The 22,916-nt window shown below is 55.0% G+C and carries 19 protein-coding genes; 7 read left to right on the top strand and 12 right to left on the bottom strand.

Going from position 1 to position 22,916, the window contains the following annotated elements; translation table 11 throughout:
- Positions 1-4 precede the first annotated feature (4 nt).
- The 5 genes from RUDLU_RS0103170 to RUDLU_RS0103150 all read right to left on the bottom strand — a co-directional run bounded on the left by RUDLU_RS0103170 (position 5) and on the right by RUDLU_RS0103150 (position 3,791).
- Complete coding sequence (locus tag RUDLU_RS0103170; RefSeq protein WP_027302712.1) at positions 5-616, bottom strand: acyl carrier protein phosphodiesterase; 612 nt, start codon at positions 614-616, stop codon at positions 5-7.
- The gene (locus RUDLU_RS0103165) at positions 613-1,116 is read right to left on the bottom strand and encodes a deoxycytidylate deaminase (protein WP_019986901.1); all 504 of its coding nucleotides are present in this window, start codon (positions 1,114-1,116) and stop codon (positions 613-615) included. Before RUDLU_RS0103165 ends, RUDLU_RS0103170 begins: the two co-directional genes overlap by 4 nt.
- Positions 1,117-1,215: 99 nt before the next feature.
- Positions 1,216-1,632, bottom strand: a complete 417-nt coding sequence (locus RUDLU_RS30565) for a nucleotidyltransferase substrate binding protein (RefSeq protein ID WP_019986900.1) — start codon at positions 1,630-1,632, stop codon at positions 1,216-1,218.
- A gap of 30 nt (positions 1,633-1,662) precedes the next feature.
- On the bottom strand, positions 1,663-2,991 hold the full coding sequence (locus RUDLU_RS0103155) for an ABC1 kinase family protein (RefSeq protein ID WP_019986899.1): 1,329 nt from the start codon (positions 2,989-2,991) through the stop codon (positions 1,663-1,665).
- Between the two features lie 80 nt (positions 2,992-3,071).
- Complete coding sequence (locus RUDLU_RS0103150; protein ID WP_019986898.1) at positions 3,072-3,791, bottom strand: TetR/AcrR family transcriptional regulator; 720 nt, start codon at positions 3,789-3,791, stop codon at positions 3,072-3,074.
- A 221-nt stretch (positions 3,792-4,012) separates the two neighbouring features.
- Between RUDLU_RS0103150 and menD the strand changes: the two genes are divergently transcribed.
- From menD to bla, 3 genes are all read left to right on the top strand, one after another.
- On the top strand, positions 4,013-5,749 hold the full coding sequence (gene menD / locus RUDLU_RS0103145; RefSeq protein WP_019986897.1) for a 2-succinyl-5-enolpyruvyl-6-hydroxy-3-cyclohexene-1-carboxylic-acid synthase: 1,737 nt from the start codon (positions 4,013-4,015) through the stop codon (positions 5,747-5,749).
- A 59-nt stretch (positions 5,750-5,808) separates the two neighbouring features.
- Complete coding sequence (locus tag RUDLU_RS0103140; protein ID WP_019986896.1) at positions 5,809-6,015, top strand: hypothetical protein; 207 nt, start codon at positions 5,809-5,811, stop codon at positions 6,013-6,015.
- A gap of 133 nt (positions 6,016-6,148) precedes the next feature.
- Positions 6,149-6,874: a subclass B1 metallo-beta-lactamase gene (gene bla, locus RUDLU_RS0103130; RefSeq protein WP_245581618.1), complete on the top strand. Its 726-nt coding sequence runs from the start codon at positions 6,149-6,151 to the stop codon at positions 6,872-6,874.
- 1 nt (position 6,875) lies between these two features.
- Here bla and RUDLU_RS0103125 read toward each other — a convergent pair whose 3' ends face one another.
- Entirely contained in the window at positions 6,876-8,210 is a 1,335-nt protein-coding gene (locus tag RUDLU_RS0103125) for an NCS2 family permease (protein WP_019986894.1), read from the bottom strand.
- A gap of 76 nt (positions 8,211-8,286) precedes the next feature.
- Positions 8,287-9,006 carry a glucosamine-6-phosphate deaminase gene (locus tag RUDLU_RS0103120; protein WP_019986893.1) on the bottom strand — a complete coding sequence of 240 codons (720 nt, stop codon included), beginning with the start codon at positions 9,004-9,006 and terminating at the stop codon, positions 8,287-8,289.
- 280 nt (positions 9,007-9,286) lie between these two features.
- On the opposite strand from RUDLU_RS0103120, the gene RUDLU_RS0103115 reads away from it, so the two are divergent.
- On the top strand, positions 9,287-9,721 hold the full coding sequence (locus tag RUDLU_RS0103115) for a response regulator (protein WP_027302710.1): 435 nt from the start codon (positions 9,287-9,289) through the stop codon (positions 9,719-9,721).
- 63 nt (positions 9,722-9,784) lie between these two features.
- Here RUDLU_RS0103115 and RUDLU_RS0103110 read toward each other — a convergent pair whose 3' ends face one another.
- The 4 genes from RUDLU_RS0103110 to RUDLU_RS0103095 all read right to left on the bottom strand — a co-directional run bounded on the left by RUDLU_RS0103110 (position 9,785) and on the right by RUDLU_RS0103095 (position 17,869).
- Positions 9,785-12,973, bottom strand: a complete 3,189-nt coding sequence (locus tag RUDLU_RS0103110; protein ID WP_027302709.1) for an efflux RND transporter permease subunit — start codon at positions 12,971-12,973, stop codon at positions 9,785-9,787.
- A 105-nt stretch (positions 12,974-13,078) separates the two neighbouring features.
- Complete coding sequence (locus tag RUDLU_RS0103105; RefSeq protein WP_027302708.1) at positions 13,079-14,185, bottom strand: efflux RND transporter periplasmic adaptor subunit; 1,107 nt, start codon at positions 14,183-14,185, stop codon at positions 13,079-13,081.
- 11 nt (positions 14,186-14,196) lie between these two features.
- On the bottom strand, positions 14,197-15,537 hold the full coding sequence (locus RUDLU_RS0103100; RefSeq protein ID WP_019986889.1) for a TolC family protein: 1,341 nt from the start codon (positions 15,535-15,537) through the stop codon (positions 14,197-14,199).
- 469 nt (positions 15,538-16,006) lie between these two features.
- On the bottom strand, positions 16,007-17,869 hold the full coding sequence (locus RUDLU_RS0103095; protein ID WP_019986888.1) for a glycoside hydrolase family 13 protein: 1,863 nt from the start codon (positions 17,867-17,869) through the stop codon (positions 16,007-16,009).
- 149 nt (positions 17,870-18,018) lie between these two features.
- Between RUDLU_RS0103095 and RUDLU_RS0103090 the strand changes: the two genes are divergently transcribed.
- On the top strand, positions 18,019-19,725 hold the full coding sequence (locus RUDLU_RS0103090; RefSeq protein ID WP_019986887.1) for an alpha-amylase family protein: 1,707 nt from the start codon (positions 18,019-18,021) through the stop codon (positions 19,723-19,725).
- A 36-nt stretch (positions 19,726-19,761) separates the two neighbouring features.
- Positions 19,762-20,622: an N-acetylmuramoyl-L-alanine amidase-like domain-containing protein gene (locus RUDLU_RS0103085; RefSeq protein WP_019986886.1), complete on the top strand. Its 861-nt coding sequence runs from the start codon at positions 19,762-19,764 to the stop codon at positions 20,620-20,622.
- 160 nt (positions 20,623-20,782) lie between these two features.
- Here the strand turns inward: RUDLU_RS0103085 and sucC are convergent, their stop codons facing one another.
- Positions 20,783-22,000 carry an ADP-forming succinate--CoA ligase subunit beta gene (sucC, locus tag RUDLU_RS0103080; RefSeq protein ID WP_019986885.1) on the bottom strand — a complete coding sequence of 406 codons (1,218 nt, stop codon included), beginning with the start codon at positions 21,998-22,000 and terminating at the stop codon, positions 20,783-20,785.
- Positions 22,001-22,202: 202 nt separating this feature from the next.
- Here sucC and RUDLU_RS0103075 point away from each other — a divergent pair, with 202 nt between their 5' ends.
- Complete coding sequence (locus RUDLU_RS0103075; RefSeq protein ID WP_019986884.1) at positions 22,203-22,877, top strand: ABC transporter ATP-binding protein; 675 nt, start codon at positions 22,203-22,205, stop codon at positions 22,875-22,877.
- The last annotated feature ends 39 nt before the right edge of the window (positions 22,878-22,916 follow it).

Genomic DNA, 22,916 nt, shown 5'->3' with positions numbered 1-22,916 from the left:
GAAGTTACAATGCCTTCTCCCCAAATCGCGCTACCTCGGCTACTAATTGGGGCCAAAACCGCCCAAATGCCTCCCCAATGGGCTCATAAAATTGTTCCAGATCAAGGACCGCGGTGTCGAGACCCGAGGGGAATTGGGTTCGTCGGGCAATGCCCCTTAGCGACCGGTCGACCCCGTCGAACGTGGCGTAATGGGGAAGCCAATTGTGGGTAATCAGGGCACTCAGCATCCGGCGGGCCGGTTCGGGGAAATTGGCTTCGTGCTGTTGCAGGGTCTGGTAATACGTGGGGATAAACTCGGCCAACGTCAGGCCGGTGAGAGTGGTGAACTGCCGGGCCAGAAAATGGTCGAAAAACACATCGACGGCTACACCGGCGTATTTGTGGCAACGCGGGTGCAGCAAATCACGCACCAGGGCTACGTCGGGGTGGGAATCCGTAAACGCGTCGATGATTCGGTGCAGGCGGACGCCCGCAACAACCTCTGGTTGCAGGTGGTGGCGCGGGTGGTCGGGGGCACCTTTGATAAAGTCGCCCAGAAAGTTACCCACCATAAGGCCAGCCGTCGGGTGGTCTCTGGGTACCGTGGATAAGTAGCCGTGCGCCAGTAGGTTCATGCGCGCCGAGCCAAAGGTGGATCAGAAAGGAGCGTAAACCCCTCGCCGGGAACGTACTCCTCCACCTGAACCCCAAACCGACGCAAAAAGTCGACGCCTTCGTCGGTGCCGATGCCTTTGTAGTGAGCGTAGGAGTGTAGATAAATGACCCGCTCGATTTTCATGCTGTAGATAATGCGGGCGCAGGCAATGCAGGGTGACAGGGTCACGTACAGGGTTGAGCCGGCAATATCGGAGCCGTTTTTGGCCGCGTACAGAATGGCGTTTTGTTCGGCGTGCAGGGCGAGCGAACACGAGCCTTTGGAGTCGCGGGGGCAGCCCACTTCCGGAAACTCAATATCACAGTTGTGCGTACCGGCCGGGGGGCCATTGTACCCGATGGAGATGATGCGCGTGTCTTTGGTCAGCACGGCTCCGACCTGCGCTTTGATGCAGTGCGACCGTTTGGCCAGGTTCACGGCCAACTCCATAAAAATGTCTTCGAAATTAGGGCGGGGCATTAGGCGAGCAAAAGTTTTTGGGGAGGCCCTCAATGTAAAGGACCTCCCATCAAAATGGTTTGACTGAGGAAGTCGGCTGATCGTAACTTCAACTAAGAATTACTGTTGAGACTGACCTATTCGGTGTTCCAATTGCTTTAACAGCGGATAATTCAGGGTAACGATGTCAAGAACAAGATTGTGTGCTATGCTACTTTCGTATGCCGACGCAACTAATGCTCGTGAGCGCATCAGCTGCGTCCATTCAGCTTCACTACCAAAATATCCTTTCTGTTGCGCCAATCTGAAAATGCTAACCGGACTTGGTGTCTGACTATACTTCTCGTGCGTACATATCGCTTGTAGAGTCCGCCAGGCCAGTTCATACGAGTATTTGAACCGCTGAATCACTCCGTCCTTTTCCAATTCAGAAAATGTGGCAACTGCGTCCAGGCTCGCTACGGCTCCCAGCCGATTCACAGCCCTCTTATAGTTGCTAAAACGCTGTTCCCAGCGACTGTCGGGCCCGTTTGTCATACTGCAATGATAAGACAAAAAGGCCGCCGGTCAAACCGCGAGCGCCTTCTTCGACCGGAGCCAATCGGGCTTACGGGTCACCACAACGGCTTTTAGCTCGTTGAGCATGGCGTATAAACCGTAGTACGTCCGGTTGATGTACAGGCCATCTTTTGAGCCCCGCACTACCTTCGACGTCCGCAGCTCTTCGAGCCGGGTCAGCTCGTCGGCAAAGGCGTACACCTTGTTGAAGTACTCGTCGTTGCCGAAGTCAAACGTCTCTACGGCAAAAGGCTCGCCCAGCATGTGAATCATCTGCACAAACAGGTCTGAGAAAAAGGCCCGGTCTTTGGCAGAATCAACCGGGTGTAGAAACTCCAGATTCTCGAAAATCTGCTGGGTCAAGACCTTGTCTTCCAGCGTGTCGGGGTTGATAAGCCGGAAGTAGTTGTCGTAGTAATAATCCGGGATCACCTTCACACACCCAAAGTCAATGACACCCATTGTACCGTCAGGGCGCATCAGGAAATTACCGGGGTGCGGGTCGGCGTGTACCTGCCGAAGCGCGTGGATCTGATGATCGTAGAAATCCCACAGCAGCTGCCCAATGCGGTTGCGGACTTCCTGCGACGGATTCGTAGCCAAAAACTCTTTCAGGTGTAGCCCTTCGAGCCAGTCCATGGTCAGAATCCGCTTGCTCGACAAAGCGGGGTAGTATTTCGGGAATACCAGCCCATCGATATGAGCGCAGGCTTCCGAAATTTCGATAGACCGTTTCAGTTCCAGTTCGTAGTCGGTTTCTTCGAGGAGCTTGGTTTCCACCTCGTCCATGTACCGGTCAATCTGCCGTTCGTCGAGGTTCAGGAGCCGAACGGCGAGGGGCTTGGCGATTTTCAGGTCAGAACTAACCGAATCGGCTACGCCAGGGTATTGAATCTTGACCGCCAGACGCTTACCGTCTTTCCAGGCCTGATGTACCTGCCCAATGCTGGCCGCGTTGACCGACTTGATCTCGAATTTGTCGTACAGCTCAGACGGCGATTTGCCGAAGTACGTGCGGAAGGTTTTGACCACAAGCGGGCCCGATAGCGGGGGCGCTGAGTACTGCGACATGGCAAACTTGTCGGTGTAGGCCGTAGGTAGCAAACCCCGGTCCATACTCAGCATCTGCGCCATTTTGAGCGCCGACCCTTTCAGTTCGCTCAGGGCACCATAAATATCGGCGGCATTATCCTGATGCAATTCGTCCTTGGTCAGGTCCGGGTTTACCAGTTTTTTGCTGTAATGCTTAAGGTAGTTGCCTCCGACCTTGATACCCGCCTTTACAAACTGACCCGCACGGGCTACTTTGGTGGTAGGGATAGACGATTGTTCTTTCATGAAGTGAAAGAGCGCAAGAGTGCAAGAGTGAAAGAGCGATTATTCCGAAGTATCACTCATTCACTAATTCACTCATTCACTCATTTAGTTTGGTAGATGAATTTCGCCAGGTCGAATACCGAGTCGAGGGGGGAGCGGCCAATTAGGTCGAAGGCCGTGTTGACGGTTTTTTCGATGGCGGTATCGGTTTGCTCAAAATTTCTGCTGACGTCGCGTACCCAGAAATCCAGAATGTAGAGAGTCTGGAGCCAGAGTGCGTCGGGGTAGCGGTTGGTCACAAAAGGGCGCTGTTCTACCTCGCGGCTTTCGCGGCCCTCGGCCAACAGATCTTTAGCGAAGTCGTAAAAGGCATCCTTAAACGGAAACAGCGTGCGGCTTCCGCTCGCCATGGGGCCGCGGGCACGCATACGAGCCAGGGCAATGCGCGAGCCGGGGCGGGTAGGGCCGCTCATAAGACCCCCGTCGGGTGCCGTCATTTGTCCCCGTACGCGGCCATAGCTATACACAACAAAGCTCCGCTGGGCTTTGAGTAATTCGATCCAGGTGTAGTAAAACGCCAGTAGTTTTTCCCGAACCGAGTACGTCTGGTACGTTTCGTCGGCCTCTACGGTCTGCCGGGCTTCAGTAAAGAACGCCAGCCAGATGTCGGCCTCGATGGCATCAAACGAAGAATAGTGATTATAAAACTCGGCTTCGGGAAGTTTCAGTTTCTTTGCAAACTGATAAACGGAGGGTGGTTGTATGCCGTTCTCGAGTACGTACTCAGTGTACGCTTTACGGATTTTTTCGAGCGTTTCCATATAGTTATTGAACGGCCTGTTTTGGTAAAAAGTTTTTAAAAATCTGGGATTAGAGCACCGAACAATAGTTCTTCAACCAAAGACCTCAGCGCACCAACGGCCAAACAGCCCCTGCCCCGGTAATGTGTAGCTGGCTCCGGCCGGCTGGTTTGCCCAGGGGCTTTGGTAGTTTTCCGTAAGGGCGAGTGCGTAACTTTCAGATAAACAGATCTTAGCGTTTTATGCCCGTATTGCAACCCATCGTCAATATTGCCGAACTGATTTACCGAAAAGGAATTACGGATGTAGTGATCTCACCGGGGTCTCGGTCGGCCCCGCTAACCATTGCGGTCGCCCGGCACCCCGGCCTGCGTACCCGCGTGGTGGCCGACGAGCGGTCGGCGGGGTTTGTGGCGCTCGGAATGGCCATGCAGTCGGGGCGCCCGGTCGCGGTTATCTGCACGTCGGGGAGTGCTGTGTACAACCTGGCCCCGGCCGTAGCCGAGGCTTATTTTGCCGAAGTACCACTCCTGCTACTCACTGCCGACCGGCCGCACGAATGGCTGTATCAGCAAGATGGGCAAACGATGGTGCAAGCCGGGGTGTTTGGGCCGCACGTGAAGCGTAGTTTCGACCTCCCGGCCGACTATACCCACGCTGATAGTCGTTGGTTTATTGAGCGGTCAGTCAACGAAGCCGTAAATCTGAGCCGGTTGGCGCCCGCTGGGCCGGTACACATCAATGTGCCCCTGCGTGAACCGTTTTACCCGGCACCGGGCGACGAGCTGAGGTTTGAGTCGGTGCGCCTGATCGAAACGCTGGCAACCACCGCGCAACTACCGGCCGACGTCTGGCATCGGTTGCTCGACGAATGGGATGAAACCGACCGGAAGCTGATTGCTGTGGGACAAATGCCCTACAACCCGGCTCTGCTGGCGGTTCTGCACAAAATTAGCGAGGAGTTGGGCGTGCCAGTGGTGGGTGAGCTACCCGGCAATATTGGGCAAAATGGCCTGTTTATCACCCGGACCGATACCTTTTTGTCCGGTGCCGACGAAGCCCTGCTCGATAGCCTCCGGCCTGATTTGCTCATTACAATTGGCGGTTCGTTTCTGACCCGCAACCTGAAAACGTATTTTCGGCAGTACCCAGCGCGGGTGCGGCACTGGCATATCGGCCCGGATGCCGGTCGTATCTCCGACCCGTTCCGGTCGCTTACGACGCTCGTGCCGATGGAACCCCTGCCGTTTCTGGAAAAGCTCTTTGCCGACATTGATTACCAACGGTTTCGGCAGGGCGACGACGATAGCGATGAGTCATTTGCGTTTCGGGAAAGCTGGCAACAGGCCGACCGACGGGCCGCCCGTGTGGTGGCGCAGTCGCTAGCCCGGTCGGCCTTTACCGACTGGACAGCTACGCAGGCTCTGATGGATGCGCTGCCCCAGGGCTCGGTGCTGCATTTGGCCAACAGTATGCCGGTTCGGTACGCTAACCTGTGTGGTCTGCCCGCCGACCGGCAGGTGGCCGTGTGCGCCAACCGGGGCGTAAGTGGCATTGATGGCTGCCTGAGTACGGCGGTTGGGGCAGCTTTGCAAACAGACCAGATTGTGACGGTGCTCATTGGCGACGTTGCTTTTTTCTACGACCGCAACGCCCTGTGGCACGCACAGTTGCCACCAAACCTGCGGATTGTCTTGCTCAACAACCACGCCGGGCATATTTTCCGGATGATTGACGGACCAAGCCGTCAGCCCGAACTCGACGAGTTTTTTGAAACCGAACAGCCGCTTACGGCCGCCCGCACGGCCGAAGATGCCCAGATTTCCTATCATTTTGCGGATGATGCAGTGGGGCTGAAACAGGCGTTCGACCGCTTTTTTGAACCTTCGGAAACGGCCAGATTACTCGAAGTCAGAACAGATAAGCAGGTGAACGAGCAGGAGTTTAAACGGTACAAGGAACGGCTGAGGGAGGGGTGATAGTTTTTTCGTAGATTAACCATTAGCTCACAAACTTTACTAAATCAAACCTGCATTGTATGAGAATTGTCCTCGAAAACGTGGATGCGCAGTATATGAGCGTAATCAACGAACTGGCTCAAGCTCTTCGGTTTAAAGTGGCCAAAGTCGAACGGGAGAGCAAGAAAGCCGAAATAGACCGACGGATCGACCGTTACGAAGCAAGCCAGACGAATCTTGTACGACCCGACTGGCAAAAAATCGTTGAAGAAGCCGGGTCAATCTGATGCGTGCCATTCGCTTTGACCCAGATGCCTGGCAAGAATTTACCCAAGAGCACCGACGTATATACAAAGCCACTGACGAGGAGATCGTTATTATTTCCTGTGAAGGTCACTATTAAACAAATCCGCTACTTTCGTGCGAATTATTCTCCTCCTTTTGTCGATCCTACCCCTGATGGGGCAAGCCCAAACACCGCCCAAAATAAAGGTGACGCCGATTACGGATCGCCTGTATGTGCATACCACGTTTCGGACGTACGGGGGCGAGTTGGTCCCGTCGAACGGAATCATTGCCAAGACGGCCGATGGCGTAGTGTTGGTGGATACGGGCTGGGACATACCGACCGATCAGCACCAGACCGAGCAACTGCTACATTGGGTTGAGCAAAACCTGCATCAACCGGTTCGGCTTTGTATTGTTACTCATTTTCACGACGACCGGGTGGGCGGTATAGCCACGCTCCGGCGGGCGGGTGTGCGGGTGGTGAGCACAGCACTCACGGCCGACAAATCGGAGAAAGCAGGTTACGAACGGCCCGAAGGAATTTTATCGAACGATACCACGCTGGTGGTGGGAAAGCTACCGATTCGGTGCATTTTCCCCGGCGAGGGGCACACAGCCGATAACATTGTGGTTTGGTTCCCGACCGAGAAACTCCTGCACGGGGGCTGTTTTGTCAAAAGCTACGCGGCTATGGGTTTGGGCAACGTTGCCGACGCTAACCTGCGGGAGTGGGCCAACTCGGTTAGGCGACTACAGCAAACCATCCCGAAACCGAAGCACGTGATCCCCGGCCATCAGGAATGGGACAAAACCACCTCGCTGGAACACACGATCCGGTTGCTGGAAATGAAAAAATAGGTCAGTGCCCACTCCAGAGAGCCAGCAGACAGAAGGCATCGATAACGAGCAGACCGGTCGGTACTTCGTGCCGTTTACCCACGGCGAGTTTAATCACCGTCCAGCTCAGAAAGCCCCAGATAATGCCCTGCGTGATGGAATAGCTGAACGGAATGAGTACCAGCGCCAAAAACGCCGGGATGGCATCGTCGAGTTGTTCCCATCGGATACGCGTGATGGGCTGCATCATAAACGCACCCACCAGCACGAGTGCCGGGGCTGTAGCTATGGCCGGAATCACCGACAAAAGGGGCGATAAAAACAAAAACGGCAGAAACAAACACGCGGCCACTACGGCCACCAAACCGGTGCGCCCTCCCTGTGCAATACCCACTGCCGACTCGATATAGGCCGTACCGGGGCTAGTACCCAGCACACCCGCCAGTGTGGTGGCTACGGCGTCGGTCAGTAACGACCGGTTGAGGTTGCGTGGTTGCCGAAAAACGGGTGCGTTGGCTGGCTGATTGTCGGGGAGGGGGTCGTACAGGTTACCTGCTTCGGCTACGCCCACAAACGTCGAAATGCTATCGAACAGGTCGGTGAAGACAAACGCAAAAATGACCGGCCACAGCGACCATTGCAGCGAGTTGACGAGGTCAAGCTGACCAATCAGGCTGAAATCAGGCGTGGCAAACAGGCCGTTGTAGTTGACTAACGCTTTCCGACCGAAATTAATGGCCGAGGCATCGCCCCACCACCGCCCGATGGGCCATGCCGCCAGTGTGGTCAGTACAATCCCGATGATAATGGCCCCCGGTATTTGCCGGACCACCAGAATGGCCGTGAGCAATAACCCGGCTACAAACGTGAGCACAACCGGGTCGTGCACCGAAGCGATACTGACGAGGGTAGCCGGGTTGCCAATAATAAACCGGGCGTTTTCGAAGCCGATCAGTGTGATAAACAGCCCGATGCCTGCCGAAACCGCGTAACGTAGCGGCACCGGAATAAGCCCCACAATGGCCGACCGGACTCGCCCCACGGAGAGGAGTAAAAACAGAATACCCGCCCAGAACACGGCCCCCAGCGCCACCTGCGGACTCAGGCCCATACCCTTGACCGCCGTAAAGGTGAAAAATGCGTTGAGCCCCATGCCCGGCGCGACCACGATTGGGTTGCGGGCGTAAAGGCCCATCATTAAACTCCCAAAAAAGGACAGGAGTACCGTAGCCGTGAGAACCCCACTAAACGGCAGGCCGGTCTGACTCAAAATGGACGGGTTGACCACAATGATGTACATCGTAGCCAGAAACGAAGAGATACCGGCGAGAACCTCGGTACGACGGGAGTACGTCATGGTATGTAGAGAAAGTTTGGGGTATTGTCAGATCGGGGGGCGGTGTGACCGCTCGAACTGACCGTATTTCGGGAAATTAGCCGATCTGACACGCCGTATCAATCCAAACGTGCGCGTGGGGGTGCTTTTGGATGATACTGGCCGGAAACTGCTCTGTCACGGGCCCATTCAATGCCTGCCGGATCACCTCGGCTTTACGCTCGCCCGATGCCATCAGGATGACTTCGTGGGCTTCCATCAGGTGCTGCAAACCGAGCGTAATACCATGGGATAGCGCGGTGGGGGAGGAGAAGTATTTTTGGCCGACGGTTATGGTCGTTTCGGCAAGCTCAGACACGTGGCAGTAATTGGTGAAGGGCGTTCCGGGCTCATTGAGGGCAATATGGCCGTTAAGTCCAATGCCTACCAGCAGTAAATCAAGGCCGCCCCGCTCATGAATCACCGTGTCGATACGGCGGCATTCGGCGGCAAGGTCAGTGGCTTTGGCGTCGAAATAATGAATTTGCTCCGGCCGAATCTGGAGGGGCGCAAACAAATCCCGAAACAGGTAATAACTGCAACTCCCCTCATCGGTCGGGCCCATACCCACCCATTCGTCGAGCCCCACAAACGTACAGCGGTCGAGGTTCGCGTGCCCCGACTGTGCCAGCGCGACCAGGGCATGAAAGGTAGCAATGGGCGTTTCGCCAGAGGCCAGGCAGAGCGTAGCGTCGGGCTTACGGGTGAGGAGGTGGGCAATGTGCCGGGCTGCATGATCGGCCAGAGCCGAGGAGTCGGGAAATACGCGTAGAGCCATAGAGTCGGGTATTCGTTAGGAATTCTGCGCAAGTACGTCATGAACGGCTCCTGGCGCAAACACCCCCCGCAATCATTGGCGCATACGAGCAGATTTGCACCCATTTATCATTCGTCGCCAGGTGCGCGCACTCGTAACGTTGCCGCCTGCGGTAGGCAAAGCACCGTCCAAGCCAGTGAGGATGGGGCAATGAATAGGATAATGGGGGGATTTGAAACCTTATCCAATCATTTTCGGGCGTTTCCGGTTGTATTTGATGGATAACAAATACGTAAGAAATATGTATCAGAAAGGACCGATAGTTTTCATCAGCGATGATGAAGACGACCAATTGATCTTCAAGCCGATTTTAGAGGAGCTGGCTCCCATGAGTGATATTCTCTTTTTTAACGATGGCCATGAGGCTATTGAGTACCTGAAAGCAACCCCCGAGCGACCGTTCCTGATTATTTCGGAAGTGAGTATGCAGGTGGTCAACGGCCTTGAACTACGCCGACAGATTGAGGCCGACAGTCAGCTGCGTCGGCGGGCTATTCCGTTTATATTTTTTACCCATCCGGTGTACCGGCACCTGGTCGAGGAAGCCTACGAACTGACCATTCAGGGGTTCTTTGAAAAGAAACAAAGCGTGGAAGAAATGCGCACCCAATTGGACGCCATTGTGAGGTATTGGTCTGATTGCCTGCACCCAAATCGCTTTGCCGATCACGAGTAAGCGATTTGTAAGACCCTAAACCCAAAAGAAAGCCCGGCACGCTCACGTGCCGGGCTTTCTCTGTTACGAAAGACCTGGATTTGGGTTGGGAGCTTCCGGATTGCTTTGCCGACGTTGCCGGAGAGCCTCGAGCCCCTTCTTCCCGTAGGCAAGCCGCGTAATGGCGACATACAGCACCGGTACCACAAAAATGGCGAGCGATGTTGCCGCCAACATACCCCCCAGAACGGTACGGCCAATCGTGACCCGAGCCACGCCACCCGCTCCGGAAGCAATCGCCAGCGGCACAACCCCCAGAATAAAAGCCAGTGAGGTCATCAGAATGGGCCGGAGCCGCAGCCGAACCGCTTCGATGGTCGATTCGAGCAGATCCTCGCCCCGGTCAACGCGCTCCTTGGCAAACTCGACAATCAGAATGGCATTTTTAGCGGCCAGACCAATGAGGGTAATCAGACCAATCTGCGCGTAAATATTATTGGTCAGGTAGGGGAAAATGGTCAAGGCCAGAATTGCGCCCAAGGCCCCAATTGGCACTGAGAGCAAGACCGAAAACGGCACCGACCAGCTTTCGTAGAGGGCGGCCAAAAACAAAAACACAAACCCAATACTGAGCGCAAAAATGTAGATCGAACTGTTGCCCGCACTGATTTCTTCCCGGCTTAGGCCCGAAAAATCGTACGAATAGCCAGCGGGCAACACCTGCGCAGCTACTTCGCGCAGAGCGTCGTTGGCCTGACTGCTGCTGTACCCCGGTTTGGCCCCGCCGTTCAGCTCAACCGACCGAAACAGATTGAAGTGTGAGATGAGCGGTGCATTTTCGATCACTTTGGTCTGAATGACGTTGCTGATCGGAATAAGCTGCCCACCCGCGTTCCGAACGTAAAACTGGTTGAGGTTCCGAACGTCGCTCCGGTACAGGGTGTCGGCCTGTGCCACCACCCGAAACTTACGACCGTAGATAATGAAATCGTTCACGTACTGACTCCCCAAAAACGTTTGAATCGTTCGGTACACATTGGATACCGAGACCCCCAGCCGCTTGCACTTCTCCCGATCGACCTCGACCCGGTAGGCGGGTGCTTTAGCCGTAAAATATGTGAAAGCCCGGCCAATTTCGGGTCGTTTGGCGGCTTCGGCGAGGAAGTTTTGCACCACCGCGTCGAATGCCCGTACATCGTCGGCGGTTTCGCGTTGCTGAATCTGAAACGTAAAGCCCGACGATTGCCCCAGGCCCGGAATGGCCGGAGGCTGGACTACCTGCACCCGGGCGTCGTAAAGGCCCGCAAGCGCCCGTTGTAGTTTCGGCACAAGTGAGTCGGCCTGCATACTGCGCTCCTTACGCTCGGCCCAGGGCTTCAGCTGGATAAACACGGTGCCGCTGTTCGATTTCGACGCGAACGTGATGGCGTTAAGGCCACCCAGAGCCGAAAAGTGGGCAACGTAGGGTTGTTTCTTGAGGGTATCCATCACCGCCCGAAGCACCTCCAGACTGCGGGTGGTAGAGGCTGCCTCAGGAATCTCGTAGGTCACAATCAAGCGGCCTTCATCTTCTGTCGGGATAAACCCGGTTGGTTTCGCCCGAAACAGCAATCCGGTACCAATGTACAACACCACCAAGCCCACAATCACGAGGGGCGTGGCCTTGATGAGCCGTTGTACACTCGCCGAATACGCATTGGTAACCCGGTCGAACCAGCTGTTAAACCGGTAAAAAAACTTGTTCAGCCCTGTCGATTGCGCATCAATGTGCATGGGCCGGAGCAGAAGCGTACACAGGGCGGGTGTCAGTGTAAGGGCTACAAACGCCGAGATCAGCACCGATACCGCAATGGTAATGGCAAACTGCTGGTACAACCGCCCTACAATGCCCGGAATAAAGCCCACTGGCACAAACACGGCCGCCAGAATCAGCGCGATGGCAATCACCGGGGCCGAAATCTCGCGCATGGCTTCAACAGTGGCTTCGTAGGGACTCATGCCTTTGTCGATGTTGGCCTGCACAGCCTCCACCACCACAATGGCGTCGTCGACCACAATCCCGATGGCGAGCACAAAGGCAAATAGAGTAAGGGTGTTTACCGTAAAGCCAAGCGGCACAAACAGGGCAAACGTCCCGATAATCGACACCGGAATAGCCAGCAGAGTAATGAGCGTGGCCCGCCAGCTTTGCAGAAACAGAAAAACGACCAGAATTACCAGCACCAGCGCTTCGGCCAGCGTTTTGATAACCTCCGAAATAGAAACCTGAATCACCGATACCGACTCGAAGGGCACCACGTAATCCACATCTTTCGGAAACGTTTTTTTGAGGTTGTCCATAGCGGCATACACCCCTTTGGCCGTTTCGAGGGCGTTGCTGCCCGGCAACTGGTAAATGAGCAGATAGGCCGCCCGGTTGCCATCCACAAACGAGTTGTTAGCGTACGAGAACTTACCCAACTGCACCCGCGCCACGTCTTTGAGGTACACCAGCGAGCCCCGCGCCGGGTCGGAGCGAACCACAATCTGGTTAAACTCTTCCTCTTTGCTGAGTCGACTGTTGGTAAAAACCGTGTATTCAAACGCCTGTGAACTGGGTTGCGGAGGAGCCCCCACAGAGCCCCCGGCCACTTGCAGGTTTTGTTCCTGAAGCGCAGCCACCACATCGTCGGCGGTGAGGCCAAGCTGGGCCAGCCGGTCGGGTTTCATCCAGATTCGCATACTGAAATCGTCGGCCCGGCTGAAAATATCGCCTACCCCTTCAACCCGCAGCAGGGCGTCGCGGATGTAGATGTTGGCGTAATTGTCCAGAAACGAAACATTGTGCGAGCCCTTGGGCGAATAAATCGCCACCAGCATAAATAACGATGGGTTACGCTTCCGCACGGTCACACCGAGCCGGGTCACCTCTTCCGGCAATTGCGGCTGGGCAATACCGACCCGGTTCTGCACGTCGAGCGCGGCAATGTTCACGTCGGTGCCCACGTCGAAGGTCACGTTCATGCTCATCCGGCCGTCGTTGGTTGCATTGGTTTGCACGTACGACATGCCGGGGGTACCGTTCACCTGCGTTTCGATGGGGGTGGCTACGGTCTGTTCAACCGTTTGGGCATCGGCACCGGTGTAGGTAGCCGAAACCTGCACCACGGGGGGCGTAATATCGGGGTATTGGCTGACGGGCAGGCTCAGCAGAGCAAGCGTGCCGAGGGCCACAATAACCACCGAAATCACGATGGCCATGACCGGCCGTTTGATGAATATTTCTGCAAACATAGATCTGTGCGGGAGTGAGGAGATAGAAGTGAGGAGTAAGAAATGCGGACGCGTACACTTCTGGCGGAGCATTCTCGCTTCTCACTCCTATCTCCTCACTCCTCGTTAATTTACTTTTACCCGCGCCCCTTCCCGGATTTTCTGGGTGCCTTCGGTGACTACCAGTTCGCCCTCATTGAGGCCGCCTTTAACAATCACCTTGTCGTTGATGCGCGCGCCAAGGGTCAGCTTTTTCTGGGTAACCTTGCTACTGTCGCCTACCACAAACACAAAGTATTCGCTCATTTGCTCCGTCACGGCTTTGTACGGAATGAGCAGTTGGGGGTCGCCGGTGCTGTTTTTCACGCGGAGGTTGGCATTGAGGCCCACTTTCAACTGACGGTCAGGGTTCGGAAACGCAACCCTGACGCGGAGGGTGCCCGTTTGCGGGTCAACTGCCCGGTCGACAATACGGACCGTGCCGGGGTAGGGGTAGCGGCTACCGTCGGGCATTACCAGAACCAGCGTTGAATCACGGTTGGTGCCTTTGCTCGTTTGCAAACGCAGAAAACGCCCAATTTGCCCTTCATCGACCTGTATATCGGCAGCAATGGGGTTGTCCGACGAGATGGTGTTGAGGGGGGCTGTGCCCGGTGCAACGGCCGCGCCCATGCGCACCTGCGAGATCCCTATAGTACCGTCGAGCGGGGCGTAGATGGTGGTGTATTTGAGGTTGGTAGCCACAGCTTCGATGCTTGCCTGAGCCGCTGCTACCTGCATGCGGGCGGCTTCGAGGGTCGCGTTGGCGTTGTCAACAAGTTGCCGGGCCACGGCATCCTGTTGGGCCAGCGTGTTGTACCGGTCGGCATCTTTCTGGGCGCGGTTGAGGTTCGCCTTTTGCACGTTTAGGTTCGCTACAGCCTGATCGTAGCCGGCCCGGTATTGTTGCGGGTCGATGGTGTACAGCTTTTGGCCTTTCCGAACCACCTGCCCATCCTGAAAGAAAACGCCGGTAATGTTACCCGCCACTTGTGGCAGCACGTCAACTTCGAGCAGGGCCGTAATCGTAGCCGGAAACTCGTCGTAGTAAACGGCATCCCCTTTGGCCGCTCGTACGGCACTCACGGGTGTGGGTGGGGGAGGGCCCTGCTTCTGCTCATTTTTTTGCCCACCGCAGGCAAGGGCAAACAGGCAGATGGCTGTCAAAGACAGAGTCTGGATGTGTGGTTTCATGGTCAAAAAAATCAAAACGAAATAGTGCCTAACGCCCGCTGAACATCCAATTTGCTGATGAGCACCTGATACAGGGCGTTGAATAGGTTGAGCCGGGCCGTGCGCAGGTCGGCTTCGGCAACGGTTACGTCGAGGTATGTCTTGATCCCCGAGCGGTACTGAAGGTTGATAATGCGGTACACATCCTGCGCCAGCTGAAGGTTTTCCTGAAGGGCGAGGTAGTTGGCCAGATTGCCTTTGTAGTTCGACAGGGCCTGCGCGTATTCAGCATCAATAGCACTCACGAGCGCCGTACGGTCCCACCGTAGCCTGTCGACCTGCAACTCAGCAATCCGTAACTGCTGCACCCGCCGACCTCCCTGAAAAATTGGAAACAGCACCGACAGACCAATCAGTGAGTTCGGGAAGGCCTGACTGTAAAGCTGCGTGAAGGCATTGTTCTGAAACAGCAGATTGTAATTGGCGTTAGCGTTGACCGTAGGCAGGTAGGCCCAGCGGTTGTACTGTACGTTGGCGTCGAGCAGACGGCCCTGGGTTTGTAGCAACTGATACTCAATACGGTTTTGCGGAGCAACGAGCAGGTTGGTGTCGAGGGCAGCCTCATTGGCCAGTTGCAGGGTGTCGTACGTCAGACTGATGCGCTCATTGGGCGGATAGCCCATGTATTGTTTCAAAATCTGCTGCTTGGCACCCACCTGATCCTGAAACTGTTTGCGTTGGGCAAGCGCATTGTTAAGGGCAATACGGGCGCGTTGGGCGTCGGTTTTGTCTACTATCCCGCTCTGATACTGATTGGTGGCATCCTGCAAGCTGCGTTGCAGGCGGGTGATGTCCTCATTCAGAATATCGACCTGCCGCTGCGTCAGAATCACGTCGTAAAACGCCTTACTCACGTTCACCACCACGTCGATCTTGTTCTGAGCCGTTACCTGCGTGGCCTGCACCCTATAGGCATCGGCCGTCCGGTTGGCCAGTAGTACGTCGCGGTTGAAAATCGCCTGAGATAACGAAAAGGATACTGAGGAGGTATTTTTGGCCCCCAGTGCAATAGGTCGGCGTTCGCCCGTGTTGGCGTCGGGGATCAGGGTGACCGGGAGTTGCAGATTATGCACCAGATTGTAGCCGGCATTGAGTTGCGGGAGCCAGCCCGCCTGAGCAGAGCGGACGGTACGGTCTGCTATTTTCTGATCAATGACCGACTGCCGGAGAAGGGGCTGATTTTCGAGTGCGTACTGGATGCAATCGGGCAGGGGAGCTCGCTGGGTTAAAGCATCGGTTGTTTTCTGACCAAAAGCAATGTGCAGGCACCCGGTTCCCAGGCCGAGGAGCAGCGTCAACCAACTGTTTTTCATAACGGAGTGAACAAACAAGGGCACCCCGTGGCCAGTTGGTCAACGGGGTGTACTATCGGATAACCACCGGGTACTACCTTTTTGTTCAGCAATCACCCAGCCGCAGTACCCTCAGTTGCGTAAAAAGATGCTTTCCAAAGAGCCTGAGCCCCGAAACACAGCCAGTTAGGGTTCGTGAAATTTTTTAAAAAGTTGTCAGCTTTCGCGCCTTTGCAGGTCTTAAACAAACAACCCAAACCCTGTCGGTGGTCGTAGACCCGGACAGTGGTTTGGGTTGTTACTTCAGACTCCCGTACAAAAGCAGGTTGGGTGCTGAGTAGTGGAGCAGAATTAAATGTATGATGTATAATGAACGATGTATAATGAAGCAGCTGATTGTCACCAGGCAACCCAATTGTTCATTATACATTGTTCACTGTTCACTGTTAGTTGTTCATTGTCCATTATCCATTGCTCACTGTCCATTCCATTATCTCTGCAACTCCAGCAGCAAAGCCGTTTGGGCGGGTACGTTGAGCGTCGTCAGGTTCGAGATCACCTCGCCCGTCAGCACATTGCGAGCCCGGCTGTAGCCTTTCATTCGCTCGGCAAAACGGGCTGTTTCGACAGTTGCGTCTTTTTTGCCGCTGTTCATAAACACCATCACGGTTTGTGCGTCGGTGTAGCGGGCATAGGCGTACACGTTGTTTTGGGGCAGAAACTGCATCAGTTTGCCCGTTTTCAAGGCCGCCGACTGCTTGCGGTACTGACCCAGTTGCCGCACGAAATCAAACACCTCATTCTCGACTTTGGTACGCCCGGCGGCCGTGAATTTGTTTGCTTTATCGTCGGCAAAGCCGCCCGGAAAGTCCCGGCGAACCTCGGCGTCGGAAGGATCTTTGAAGTTCTTCATTAACACCTCGGTGCCGTAGTAAATCTGCGGAATCCCCCGGCTCGTCATCAGAAACACCAGGCCCATTTTAAACTTATTCATATCCTCGCCAATCACCGAGAAATACCGATCGGTGTCGTGGTTGTCGAGAAAAATAAGGTTGCGCGATGCGTCTTTGTACAGATAATCCTGCGCCAGTACGCTGTACACCGTTTCGGGGTTGTCGCGTTTGAGGGTTTCGTTCAGGGCATTATAAACCTGAAAATCCATGCCACCGGGCAGATTACACTTGAACGATGATTCGATGTTGTTGCGGGTGAAATAGGCCTGATTGGGCACACTACCTACCCACGACTCGCCAAACAGGTGAATGTTCGGGAAATTATCGAGCAGTGCCTGATTGCAGCGGTTCATAAACGCCAGATCATTGTAGATGTACGTGTCGATCCGCCAGGCATCAATGCCGAACTCTTCGACCGTCCAGAGGGCGTGCTGAATGAGATAATTGGCCACCACCGGGTTTTTCTGATTCAAATCGGGCAGGTGAGGCACAAACCAGCCGTCGAGCGTCACTTTTTTGTCGAGCGCCGATGCATAGGGGTCCAGCAGGGGCTGATCTTTGTACGACGTGTTGGTGTAGGTGGGCCATTGATTGAGCCAGTCTTTGGCGGGCATGTCTTTGAGCAGCCAATGGTTGGCTCCCACGTGGTTATACACCGCGTCCTGAATAATCTTAATGCCTTTTTTGTGGGCCTCGTTCACCAGTTTCTTGTAAGCCTCGTTACCGCCCAGCCGCCGGTCTACCCGGTAGTGATCGGTGAAACCGTACCCGTGGTAGGCCGAGCGCATGGCTCCGCCCTCGTTAGTCAGGGGTTGATCGTTTTCGATGACCGGGTTAAGCCAGAGGGCCGTTACGCCCAGCTCATTGAAATAATCGAGGTGATTGATAATGCCCTGCAAATCGCCCCCATGCCGAAAGTACGGATTGCTGCGGTCGGCGTTGGGGTCGGCCATATCGGCAAACTTATCGTTGGAAGGGTCGCCGTTCGAGAACCGGTCGGGCAAAATCAGGTACACCAGATCGGCCGAGGTGAGACCCTGCACACGGTCGCGGCTCCGGTCTCGGGCGGCAATCCGGTAATTGTGGGTAATCGTTTGGCTACCTACCGTAAACAGAAGCGGAACCGTACCCGGTTTGGTGGTTGGGGCAATGGTCAGGTCAACAGCGACGTAGTTGGTGTTTGGAAACGAAGTGATTTTGCCAACCGTGATGCCCGGATACCGCGTGCTTACTTTCGCTTTGCTCAGGTTTTTACCGTACACCAGCAGCTGGAGTTTGGGGTCTTTCATGCCCACCCACCAGTTGGTTGGGTCAACCCGTTGAATGCGAGCGTCCTGTGCCTGAAGCGTAGCAGCCGAAAGCCCCAGCAGGCAAAGCAGGGTTACACAGAAATGTTTCATAAAATTGGTAAAAGATACCCGACAAATGTACTAAAGGGAAATGAGACCCGGATAATGCGCGGCTCTCGTAACCCAGTAGTCGAGTGACCGGCGCACGACTTGATCGAGTTTTCGAGGTACTTACGGGATTCCCGTCTTAATTTTGCGGTATGAATACCACCGTTGCGAAGCCTAAGCTGGATAAGCTGGTCATCTATCAGATATTTACCCGTCTGTTCGGTAATCAGAATACAACCAACCACCGAAATGGGACATTGGCCCAGAACGGAGTCGGTAAATTTGCCGATATTGACGACCGGGCCCTGACCGACCTTCGGGCGTTTGGGGCTACGCATCTCTGGTTCACGGGGATTCTGGAACACGCCACCGCCACCGATTACTCAGCCTTTGGTATTCGTCCCGATGACCCCTCGGTGGTCAAAGGTCAGGCCGGGTCGCCGTATGCCGTCAAAGACTACTACGACGTTGACCCCGATATGGCCGTCGACGTGCCCAACCGCATGGCCGAGTTCGAATCCCTGCTCCATCGCACGCAGGGGCATGGGCTGAAAGTAATCATCGACTTTGTCCCCAATCACGTAGCGCGGCAGTACCACTCAGACAGGAAACCGGCGGGCGTGCGCGACTTAGGCGAGGCCGACGACACCCAACAGGCGTTTTCAGCTCAGAACAATTTTTACTACCTGCCCGGCCGTCAGTTTGTGACGCCCGCCTGTGAACCCGACCGCCAGCAGATCCGCGAATACCCGGCCAAAGTGACGGGCTCCGGCTCGCTTACCGAAGCGCCTTCTATCGACGATTGGTACGAAACCGTGAAGCTCAACTACGGGATCGACGTGTTCAACGGCTGGGTGGGCCATTTTGACCCGCCCCCGGCTACCTGGCATCAGATGCTCGATATTCTCCTGTTCTGGGCTGCTAAAGGCGTAGATGGTTTTCGGTGCGATATGGCGCATCTGATTCCGGTCGAGTTTTGGCACTGGGCCATTGGGCAGGTGAAAAGCCGGTATCCGCACCTGATTTTCATTGCCGAAATCTACGACCCCGGTTTGTACCGGCGGTTTATCGAGGAAGGCGGCTTCGACTATCTCTACGATAAAGTGGGCTTGTACGACTCACTCCGGCGGCTCATGGAAGGACACGGTTCGTGCCACGACATTACCCGCGTGTGGCAGCAGGAGTCGGGCGATTTTAGCGAACACATGCTGCGGTTTCTCGAAACCCACGACGAGCAACGCATTGCTTCGCGGTTTTTTGCGGGCGACCCCTGGATTGCCGTACCGGCCATGGTGGTCACAGCAACGTTGCATACGGGGCCGCTATTGCTCTATTTTGGGCAGGAGTTGGGGGTTAGGGCCGAGGGAAGCGAAGGATTTAGTGGTGACGATGGCCGGACTACAATTTTCGATTATTGGGGCATTCCCGAATGGCAGGATTATCTGCGGTCAGGGTTCGATAATGGGGCTCTCCCGCCCGATACCCAACAACTCAAAGCTTTTTATGGGCGGTTGAATGCGCTTGTCAACCAATCTGACGCGATTCAGAACGGGGCTTTTTATGATTTGCAGTGGGCCAACAACCAGACCCCCGGCTACAACGGCAACCGACTGTATTCGTACCTGCGCCATACCGGGCAGCAACGCTTATTGATCGTGTGTAATTTTGACCGGACGCAACGGGCCGACACTACGATTCAGATTCCGACCCATGCCTGGCAAACCATGCAACTCGACGAAACGGCTACTTACCGGTTTGTCGATGTGTTCGGGGCTAATTTTGACGCGGAAATAATTGGCTCGTCGGGCGTACCGGTGACTTTGCCCCCGCTTGGCGTCTTAATCCTTGAAATCCGGTAACTTGCGCGTTCATGCTTGCATAAACCCACCGAGCCTATGCACAACTATTACCTCGTTTTGTTTCAATTCTTGTGGGCCTCCGCTGGTATGGCCCAAACCCTGCCTGAGCCGCGTGAGCTGGCAACGGCCTCGGGCCCTACGGTTGCGGAGACAGTACTGGGCGTAGGACGGCTGTTTCTGGGTAAACCGTACGTACCGCATACGCTCGACAAGAGCGATACCGAACAGCTGATTGTCAACGTGGGCGAGTTCGATTGTACCACGTTCGTCGAAACGACGATGGCGCTTACTCTGGCGTGGCATGAGGTGACCGACAAGAAGAATGCCGCACAGATCGAGACGTTGTTTCGGAAGCAACTGACCAAAATCCGGTATCGTAACGGACAAATCGATGGGTACGCCAGTCGGTTACACTACTTCTCGGAGTGGTTGCGCGACAACGAGCGGAAAGGCGTTTTACAGGATGTTACATCGCTACTGACGGGCCACGTGCGGGTATCGAAGCCGTTGTCGTACATGACCGCCAAAACCCATAAGTACCCGGCTCTGCAAAATCCGACCGTGTACAAACAGATCGCCCAGATCGAAACAGCGTTGAGTCAGGAACGATTTGCCTTTGTACCAAAGAAAAACCTGCGTCAGGCAGAAAATAACCTGCGCGATGGAGATATCATCATGCTGACGGCGTCGCGACCCGGCCTCGACATGAAGCATTGCGGATTTGCCGTCTGGCAAAATGGCCGGGTGCATCTATTACACGCGTCGTCGGATTTGGGGCGGGTCGTGCTGACGAGTCAGCCGCTCACCGAGTATGTGCTGGCCAACCGCTGGTTATCGGGCATCCGGGTGGCTCGTTTCAAACCCGCCGGTAGCCCACTCACCGCCAGTGCGCAGTAAGCCGATCTGGTAACAAAAAAGGGGCGTAGCAGTTTGCTACGCCCCTTTTTTGTTCTTTTTGGATTCCCTTGAACGGGAGCAGGTAACTCGAAACGGGTTGAATGGTTGCTACGAGTTCACCCTTGACTAAAAGCGAAGAACCCAAACCCGAAACGAACGACTACAGGTTAGCCACCACCGCCCGAACTTTCTCGGCCGCTTCTTTCAACTCCACCGCCGACTGAACTTTCAGTCCTGATTCGTCGATGATTTTTGCGCCTTCGGCCGCGTTGGTGCCCTGCAAACGAACGATGATCGGAACCGGAATATCGCCGATTGCTTTGTAGGCTTCCACGACCCCGGTCGCAACGCGGTCGCAACGAACGATACCCCCAAAAATGTTGATCAGGATGGCTTTTACGTTCGGGTCTTTCAGGATGATCCGGAAACCGGCTTCTACCGTCTTGGCGTTGGCACCACCCCCTACGTCGAGGAAGTTGGCAGGCTCACCACCCGACAGCTTGATGATATCCATCGTCGCCATGGCCAAACCGGCACCGTTTACCATACAGCCCACGTTGCCGTCGAGCTTCACATAGTTCAGGTCGTTCGATGAGGCTTCTACTTCGAGGGGATCTTCTTCCGTGATGTCGCGGAGATTGGCCAGGTCCGGGTGACGGTAAAGGGCGTTGTCGTCCAGATTCACCTTGGCATCAACGGCCAGGATTTTGTTGTCCGAGGTTTTCAGTACGGGGTTGATCTCAAACATCGAAGCATCCGTATCAACGTACGCTTTGTATAGCGATGTTACAAACTTCACCATCTCTTTGAACGCTTCACCCTGCAAGCCGAGGCCAAACGCAATTTTGCGGGCCTGGAATGCCTGAAGACCAACGGCCGGGTCGATCCACTCTTTCACGATTTTCTCCGGCGTTTTCTCGGCAACTTCTTCGATGTCCATACCGCCTTCGGTGCTGGCCATGATTACGTTGCAGGCCTTCGAGCGGTCGAGCAGAATACCCAGATACATTTCCTTAGGCTCTGATTCGCCGGGGTAGAATACGTCCTGAGCTACCAGTACCTTATTTACTTTCTTGCCTTCTGGGCCCGTTTGGTGCGTTACAAGCACTTTGCCGATCAGGTTTTCGGAAATCTGGCGTACGTCTTCGACCGATTTAGCCAGGGCCACACCCCGCTGCTCTGATCCCTGAACCTTACCTTTACCGCGCCCTCCAGCGTGAATCTGAGATTTCACCACAACAAACTTTGAGTTGGTTTGCGCCATAATCTGCTTGGCGGCCTCAACGGCTTTGTCGGGTGATTCGGCTACAATGCCTTCCTGGATTCGAACGCCGTAGCGCTTTAAAATTTCTTTACCCTGATACTCGTGTATATTCATGACGGATGCAACCGCTTCGGCGGCCCGAAAGGAATGTTGAAAACACTAATTTTGCGCGGCAATTTACTACGCAATAAGCAGTGAACAGTAGGCAATGAGCAGTTTTTTCAGTTATCCATGAATTACAAACGCTTATTCACCGATACCTTTAAGGGGTGTACGGTTCGCTGCCCACGGTTCGTTGTTCCCGAATAACTCATTTATGACATCCATTCTCACCGCTTCAAATATCCAACGTTCGTACGGTACGCTGCCTGTTCTGCGGGGTATCGACCTCACCATCAACTCCGGCGAAATTGTGTCCATTGTGGGCGCGTCGGGCGCTGGCAAAAGTACCCTGCTGCACATTTTGGGTACCCTCGACCGGCCCGATGCGGGCGAGGTCTTTCTCGCCGATCAGAATGTGTTTACGCTGAACGATAATCAGTTGGCCCGTTTCCGAAACGAAAAGATTGGGTTTGTTTTCCAGTTTAATAACCTGCTGCCCGAATTTACAGCGCTCGAAAATGTGTGCCTGCCGGGCTTCATTGCCGGTAAGCCCGAGCGTGAGGTTCGCGAGCGCGCGCAGGTGTTGTTACAAACGCTTGGCCTGCCCGACCGCGGAGGGCATTTCCCCTCGCAGATGTCGGGTGGTGAGCAGCAGCGGACTGCCGTTGCCCGCGCGCTCATCAATCAACCGGCCGTTGTGTTTGCTGACGAACCCAGCGGGAATCTGGATTCGCACAATGCGGAAGAGTTACATAAGCTCTTTTTCAACCTGCGCGACAATTTCGGGCAAACCTTTATCATCGTCACGCACAACGAAGGCCTGGCCGATCTGGCCGACCGGAAGATTGTGATTCGAGACGGGCAGGTTAATCCACCTGATGTAGAATAGGCGGGCGCTAACTGACTCATATTGTGAACCCTCTGGCGT

It is taken from the genome of Rudanella lutea DSM 19387 (assembly GCF_000383955.1).
Lineage (GTDB): Bacteria > Bacteroidota > Bacteroidia > Cytophagales > Spirosomataceae > Rudanella > Rudanella lutea.
Note: the sequence above shows the minus strand (reverse complement) of the source record. Positions and strands in the feature narration are given on the sequence as shown.